Genomic DNA, 8012 nt, shown 5'->3' with positions numbered 1-8012 from the left:
AAGAGCGTGGACGGGTTTGCGGGATCAAACTTCCCAAAAAGCGGGTTACCCATCGCTGTATAGGCGGGGTCGCTGGGATTGTTGATGAAGTTAAACGAGTCGTTGAGAAACGCGAAGAGCCCACCCGGAGTCAGGAAGATATTAAGACCATAGTTGTTTGGCCCCTTCGCAGGCTGATCGTAGGGGTCAGGGTTCGGCTCTGGCACTGCCGCAACGGCTTGGGCGGTGTCTACCTTGCGGCCACCATGGGGCGGAGTAACCACGGGCGAGCCCTTGACACTCCCAACACGCTGGCTGAACTCAATCTGATCCGCAATCACAAACTGGGTGCCCGTGATCTCGTTCTCGGTGGTGTTGTCAAGCTCGACGCGTGCACGGGAGAGCTGATGCCCATACTGCAGTGCGGGGAAGTTGCTAAAGGTTCGTGTACGCCACGCTGGGTCGCTGTAGGTTGCCTCACTGAAGAATGGGAAAGTGGCTGGCTTGCCATCATCTCCAAGCAAGTACGGCTCGCCTGCCGAGTCTTGGCCGACGAAGCAGATCTTACGCTTGCGCAGAAACTGGCCGTTTGGGAGCGGCACCACGTAGTAGACCACGTAGCGTGCATCCGTGATGCGGGTCTCAAGGCCCGTCGGATCTACCGTCGGGATATGAACACGAATCGCATAGCGCGTGACTTGGCCTGCGACGCCTGGGACGCTTGGGTACCAGATGAACTTATTGGGATCATCCGGACCACCAGGCTGGTTGTCCGGAGTTCCCATCGCAGGTGCAGGATTGGTGGCATCGGGGAGTGCTCCCGCAGGACGTGCCACTGCAGGAATATGACTGTAGCCCACCCCGATAAATCCAGCCCCACCACTAGGACTAGGAGCTGTCACCGGTATCCAGTTTGCGCCACGGAAGAAGCCACCAACGGTTCCCACAGCTCCTATCCCGACTCCGTTCACCGGGTGGCCAACTTGGAGAACAAACAGCAAGTTTGGCTCATCGTCAAAGAGCAGGCGTGGGTTCAGGAAGTCAGTGACGGCTCCCTGTCCCTCGGTTCGTACGCGACGACGCAGGCCGCCGACATTCTGGACAGGATACGGCATCGTGTAGCCGTCGGGTTGGATCGGAGCGACATCGCTCTGATTCGGAATACGCGCAAAAGGCGCTTTCTCGTAGACACGATTCCCATTCGTGATTCCCCAGAGGAAGTCGGCGCTCATACGACCACGGTTGGTCGTATCTCCATGCGCTTTCCCTGCCGGGTTAAGCTGCGACTGACGCTCCGTCGTGCGCGGCCTCACTACCGGAGGGCTGGTTGAGACTGTCTCCTGGCCCTTAGGAAGTGGATCGCCCGGCGGAGTCTGGGCCGCTACAGGGAGCGAGGCCAGCGCCAAGAGGGTGGTGGTTATGGTTGTTCTGAACACAGATTTCATCTTGTTGGGAATCAAATCAATTGTACCTGCCCCACATTGTACTGCGGGGCAGGAAAGGTTAGGTTACTGACGGTCTCCAAAGAGCGGATGTTCCAGAAGATTCGTGTTGCTCGTCGTGCTTCCCATCTTCTGCTCAAATCTCCCTGTTACGGCATTGCGAACAATGCGAGGCGCGGAGAAATCATCATAGAGTGGCCGAGCAGCTCCATCGAGTAGGACACCGTTGAGGTCAAATTTCCGGATTCCCGTTACCTGGAAGGCTTCTCCTAGGAACTGCCCTCCGGCAAAGAGGTCTCCGATACCGACCTCCACGGGATCTAAGTGAGTTCGTGAGCCGATCCAGGAGTTGGTGATCAGATAGCTCCCATTGGGCAGGCGCTGCGCCGAGTTGGGCTGGAAGCCGACATCCACTCGGGTTCCTGGTGGAAGACCTGTCAGGCGTGTGGCCATCAGGGCTTTGTAGTCATTGGCATCGAAGTACCAAGTAACAAACCAGCGGTTATTGGCAAGCTCTGCCTGATAGACACCACTCGCATCACAGATCAAGAAGATCGTCTTGGTGCCGCCCGCTCCATTGGGGAAGTTGTACTGCTGGATGCTGGTCGGGCCGGTGATGCGACGAACTGTCTGCATCATCGCACCATTGTAGCCAATAGGCATGACGAGCTCATTGAGCGTCCGATCTACCAAACCATTGCGACCAGGCTCAGGGTTGGTGTAGAGCCAGGGCGTGTAGACCCCCGAGGGAGCTCCCGCGCTGTTGAAGAGGGGAATGGTCGTGTTGATCGGGTTGTACTCCAGTGTCAGGAGCGACCCGCCCGTAAAGTCTCCCCGAACATCGGAGCTGACTTCTCCACCCGCAACACTGGCATTGCCGACGGCAGCAAGAATTGTTGGGTAGCCATAGAGTGTCGGATCTTGCCGCACAAGAGGATTGGGATCGGCCAGTTTCCGAGCATCGCCATAGGTCAGTACCCGCTGGACACTCTGGAAGCGTAGCGAGCGCCCTTCCTTGGAAAGCGTCCGGCTTACCCAGACCACGAGCTGATCGCCGCGCTGTGGGCCATTGGGAGTTGGGACATTAAGCCGGATATTTCCGTCCCGGTCAAAGTAGTCGGCAACCTCGATAATGCGGTTGTTACCGGCATCGGCGATGAGGTAGTGAATCTCGTAGCCCACGCCCCCGGGCGAGAGGAGGGTGAATATCTGAACATCGGTGGGGCCACTGAGGGTCTTTGCATCGGCCGATGAAAGAACACCAAAGGCATCGTTGAGATCGTCGAGCTCCCAGCGGATACCGCCGCTACGGTCTATCCGAACCACACGGTTGTTGCCTGTGTCGCAGATCAGATAGTCGCCGGGGCCAATGCGCCGCGCAAGGCTTGGGCGGGCCAGGGTCTTGCGCTCGACCACCACTCGTCCATCGCCGGGGATCAGAGTACCGTCTACATCGAAGCGGGGTACTGCCCCACCCGCTGCCTGGTACTTAATCGTCCCATCCACGGCCCAGAGTGCGGCTCCGGCACCATCCACTTCGAGAATGCGCTTGGCATCGGTGATGAGTGTCACGCCGGTCTCAAAGGCATCCGTTCCTGCAAGCGTATTGAGGGCAAGCGTCCCCTGAGAGGCAACCGGTGCTCCCCAGACAGGCGCATCGGTCTGGCGTACCCAGCGCACATGGTTCACCTTGGGGTTGTTGTTTGCAAATACTGCCTCCACCTGTAGACCAAGTCCGGGTCGAACCGCAGGGTCGTTGGAAGCCGGATCGGCATCCAGTGCGACAATCTTCGGCGTTCCATTTAACACGGCCAGATAGAGCATGTCTCCCGCCAATGTCACCGAGGAGGTCGGCGTGCCCGGCAGAACGTAGTACCAGAGCAGAGGCGAGTACCCGCCATTGACGATCCCACGGGAGTCGATATCCGCTCCCGCGCCGTTAAACGGCAAGAGCGGTGTTGGGGTGATCACCACCGTCTTATCGCTGGTTCCCCCCGCTGGAACATAGGTCACCACAAACGAGAGCGATGAGGAGAAGCGCCGACCATTTACCCGCATGTCGGTCACGGAGATCCGGCCACGGCTCGCATCCCCAACCAGGTTCTGCGTGCTACTCACCGGATTGTTGCCGGTAGCGGGCAAGAGCGCCGAGATTGTCTGAGATTGCGCGGCGTTCGCGGGATCGTAGGCCGTGACATCGAGCTGCGAGACCTGGACGCGGTAGGCAGGATTGTAGGTCTCGGGCAGGTTCAGGATCACTTCCTTCTTCATGTCCAGCGCGGCAATCACGGTGACCGAGCCACCGTTTGCGGGTGAGACAGCACTTAGAACCTGATAGGCAATGCCCTCGTTGGTCGTCACCGGTGCGCCAATCGGGTTGACATTGAGCAGCGACTCATAGTTAGGGCTAGCAACAGCTGCCATGCTCTCACTCAGAAGCGGGGGCGTAAAGATCAGCCGGTTTGTGAGTGTCGGGCGTTCTAGAACCACCTGATTCGCAACTGTCGCCTGAGCCACTTGCTGCCCTGTGGGAAGCTCAAAGACACTAAACGACTGGCGCAGACGGGTAAGCCCAGCTTGCTCATAATCACCCGAGAGCGTGGTAACAGGCAGTGCGCCACTGACACGGGGATTGACAGACCGGGTCGCGCTCACCAAGATATCATCCGGGGTCATGGCAACGCCTTCGCCCCCGGCCAAGAACCCTGGAACACTCAGGCTCGGGTTGGGCCGCGCCGCATTAGTGTTGGGCTGGCTCAGCCCCGGCGGTGTGGCGCTGGGCGTGATGTAGAGAACATCGTAGTCCACCGAGATAATGACGTTTGGAGCACCCGCACCTCGTGTAGGAGCATTGCCCATGCCATCTTGGACACGGATAAGACCCGTTGGATCTATAAACTGCCCTGTGAAGACTGTGCTTGCACGTCCCAGCGCCATATTCTCCAGAGCCGTTACCGGGTTTCCCGCCACGACCTGATCTTGATAGACACGGATCACGGGACGCAAGAAAGAGGGCTCAGTTAGCGCAACAAACTGGCGGTTGCTCTGTGCTGCCCGAGGACGGAAGTTTCCCGATCCCGGAGGAGTATCCGTCGAAACGACTTCATGCCGCGCCCCGAGCCAGTAGGTCATCGTCCGCTGAATATTGGTGCCCGAGTTGGTATCCTCAATCCAGACCGGAACATAGAGCATCAGATCATTGCTGTTGCCATTGGAGCGTGCGGCACCCGCGGCGGGGTTGCGGCCATTGCTATCCGTGCTCGTGATCGCGAGGCGGGAGTAGCCCAGAGTCGGGGAGCCGGTCGGACGGTAGAGCACATCGGGGTTGTCTAGGAAAGAGTGCCAGAGCGTCGTCATCGTCGCCGCATCCACGCAGCGGACCCGTCCGTTTGGCTCGACAACATAGACTCTCCCCTCGCTGATCACGGGAGCAGGGGCAGGGAAAGCGGGCAGTGCCAACCCTGGAGGAGGAAGGTAGGTCGTGCCGGTGGTGACAGGAGCATTCGCCTGGACACCTGGCGCGGGCAGGATATTGCCCTGGCCATCAGTCGCCAGCGCCGTCAGCTTCACCAGAGTTCCATCGCTCAGCGTGACAAAGAGAAAGTCACCATAGACAGCGCGAAGTCCTCCTGCACCGGGACCGCCGCCGCCGCCATAGACCGTGGCTAGGGCAGGCGACGAAGGCATGGCACCTGCGCCATCCCAGCGCCAGACCTCGTCGTAGGTCGCGCCCAGTGACAGATCGGGCAGCCCCTTGTCACCACTAATCAAAGACGGATGGGCACTGTAGGCACGCACCGAGGCAGCGCCGCTCGTCGCATCCACACCCGTGCTATAGACCACGCCCTTCGCAACGAGAGGAGCGGTCACCGAGCTTAAGCGCGACTCACGGAGGGTTGCCGGAGGTGCCCCCACTTTGAACGCGGGTACAAGTGCTGCGCCAAGCGACTCAAATGAGGAGCCTGTACGGCGTGGGTCTTTGCGGAACTGGCTATTGGCACTTCCCCACGCCACCACGTTGTAGAGAAACTTCAGGTCCTCGGCATGGGCGGTAATGAGGTTCTCTCCACAGTACGCCCCCGAGTTTCCTCCTGAGGGCGTGCGAAGTCCCCCCGCATAGTCGTTGATATCGCAGCCAGAGTCTCCTGCCGTCGCGATCACACGACCGGCTCCATAGTTACCTGCGGCGATATAGGGCAGCCCCCCACGTGCATTGTTGCCCACCACATTGACCAGCACCAGCGGGTTGGGCGGCAAGGTTGGGTCAGCAATATTGGTCAGCGCGTAGTTGGCAAAGTCTTTATCACCAAGGTTGGCCACTTCCTGAAGGCTCAGGGCATTGGGCGTGCTTAAGATCGGGTGGTTGGGAACATTGACAATCGGAAACGGCGTGCCTGTGGTTGCCTCGCCTCGTCCACCGCTGAACTGGAGCTGATCGAGAAAGAGCGGCCCAGTCGGATCCATCCGCATCCCGCCGCAGTCTTCCAGCCAGAGCACTCCGCCTGCATCTACCAGCTTGCGCAGCTTCTCGCGATCCGCAGCCGTGAGCCGAGTGACGCGGTGGTTGGTCAGAAAGAGCAGGTCAAACTGGAGCATGTCCTGAAGCGGGGTGTCCGTTAAAGAAACCTCCCAGTACGCCGCCATGTTCTTGGTGATCTGCTGCCCCACTTGGTACTGCTGACCACTGCCACCGGTGCGAGCCGCCCAGCGAGCCGCAACATCCACGGTCACTGTCTTTGGCGAGAGGGGGTTGATAAACTCCCAGTTCTGCGGCTTCACATCGTTGCGCGAGTCGGCGATGTGGAAAATAAAAGGATCGGGGTTCTCCGGCCCGCGTCCATCATTGATGTCCGTGGAGTCCAGAAGAAGAATTCCGACCTTCAGGGTTCGCTTATTACTGGAGTATGTGGTCGCGACCTGTGCTTGCGCCGTGGTGGCCAGCAGAAGGACGCAGAGCATCGCTCCGAGTAAGAACTGTATCTTTGTTCGCATCGCCATTTTCATAACGTCCTTACGCTCCCGGTGTCTCCCCGATAAAGAGGAGCCCTGGCGCTACCGGAAGGCGCGGGGCCATCGGCAGGGTATTGCCATACTCATCCCGTCGCAATACGGCACCATCTGTTGCATACGGAGAGACCAGCTTTTCATCGTAGAGGTAGACAATCCCGCTTCCTCCCCCATTTCCAACGCCGCCCGGCTGTGGGCCGGGGAGCACGCCATTTGGTCCGTGCAGAGTGGGAACTGCTGCTCCCTGGCTGGCATAGCCAGGTGCAGGCGGTAGTCCTGTGGAGCCAAAGTAGTTGGGAACCCAGCCCCACTTCTCCAGCCACGCCCCTTGATCACTGGAGTCCGCAGGTAGGTTCTCCGCAATCGCACCAAACAGGGTGATACGAATGTCTTGTGGCTGACCGTAGAAGGGGTAGCTTGGATCAATTCTTCCCAATCCCGTTGCCGTCAGGTTGTCTCCGGCCCGCGAACCTCGGGCGAGATAGGCCTCGTAGGTATCATTAGGATCCGGGTTGAGCCAGGGGCCAGGAATGATAAAGAACGAGCCATCCTGGGCGTAGATCAGCGCCTCCACCCGAACATCCAGCGGCGCGACCCCAAAACGCGAGAGCCGATAGTCGGTCTGGTTTGGCACGCCCGCACTGACATCCAGGCTCAGGGTCATCATATTGTCAATGCCAAACAACGGAGCCGGTCCCGCATACGGCCCTGCGGTATCTGGGAAGAGCAGATTTGTGTTATTCACGCCGTCTTTGAGGGGAAAGACATGATCGAAGTACACGCCCGGCTCAATCGTGGTCGGTCCGCCCATTGCCAGTGTGGTGAGCGCGGGATTTGCGTTCGGCCACGCATAGGCCACCGGGAAGCGGAAGAAGCTATTGCCGGTACCGACATCATTGACATTAAGCCGAACTGCGGTTGCTCCGTTGACTTCGGCGGCAGAGTGGCGCAGGAAGATGCTCGGAGGCAACGGTAGGGTTGACGGTGCGATTCGTGAGTCCGGACTGGTCTCCGCAAAGCGCTCGCCGTTTGCCTGGAACCTCTCCGCAGGTCCCTGAGCGAGGCGGAGGTTAAAGACGGGAGAGTCGGGGCGCATGAAGATCGCCCGTGCATCGGAGCCCGATGCCTCCGGCCCCGCCAGGTTGTCGCCGGGGGTCAGGAACTGCGTGGTGTTGACCACCACATAGTCTTTGGCCAGCAGTGCAATAGACGAGCGTCCCCGCACCTGTGCCGCGACTCCTGAGGGGTTAGCGGGCAGGTTATCTTTGAGGAGGTTGCCATCCACGTAGATATTGGCTCCCGAAACGACGGTCAGGTGACGGATGTAGTAGCGCAGGGTCTCGGGATCAAGGCCACCGGCGGTTCCTCGAATGCGGATATTTCCCTCGGCGTAGACAACATACTCCCCTTCCCAGACCCCAGGAACAGCGGTATTGGTGAGGGGATTGACATAGGGCTGAGCAGGGTAGGCTTCCAGCTTACGGACATTGGCAGGCAGACCGGCAACGGGAGCCGTATCCGCAGCACCTGTACCTGTGCCCGAGTAGCGGATGACCGTACTCTGGTTGATGCGCCGCCCGGTGT

3 protein-coding genes are annotated in these 8012 nt (G+C 59.4%); all 3 read right to left on the bottom strand.

Annotated elements, in window-relative coordinates; all coding sequences use genetic code 11:
* Positions 1-1415: hypothetical protein (locus AC1XOS_RS17160; RefSeq protein ID WP_481963448.1), on the bottom strand; the 1415-nt coding region annotated here is incomplete at its 3' end.
* Positions 1416-1487: 72 nt separating this feature from the next.
* Entirely contained in the window at positions 1488-6413 is a 4926-nt protein-coding gene (locus tag AC1XOS_RS17155; protein ID WP_481963447.1) for a hypothetical protein, read from the bottom strand.
* A gap of 19 nt (positions 6414-6432) precedes the next feature.
* The coding region (locus AC1XOS_RS17150) for a hypothetical protein (protein ID WP_481963446.1) at positions 6433-8012 on the bottom strand (1580 nt) is incomplete at its 5' end.

The sequence above is a fragment of the Armatimonas sp. genome, assembly GCF_964826245.1.
The sequence above is the reverse complement of the archived record's forward strand: the minus strand, read 5'-3'. Positions and strand labels throughout refer to the sequence as shown.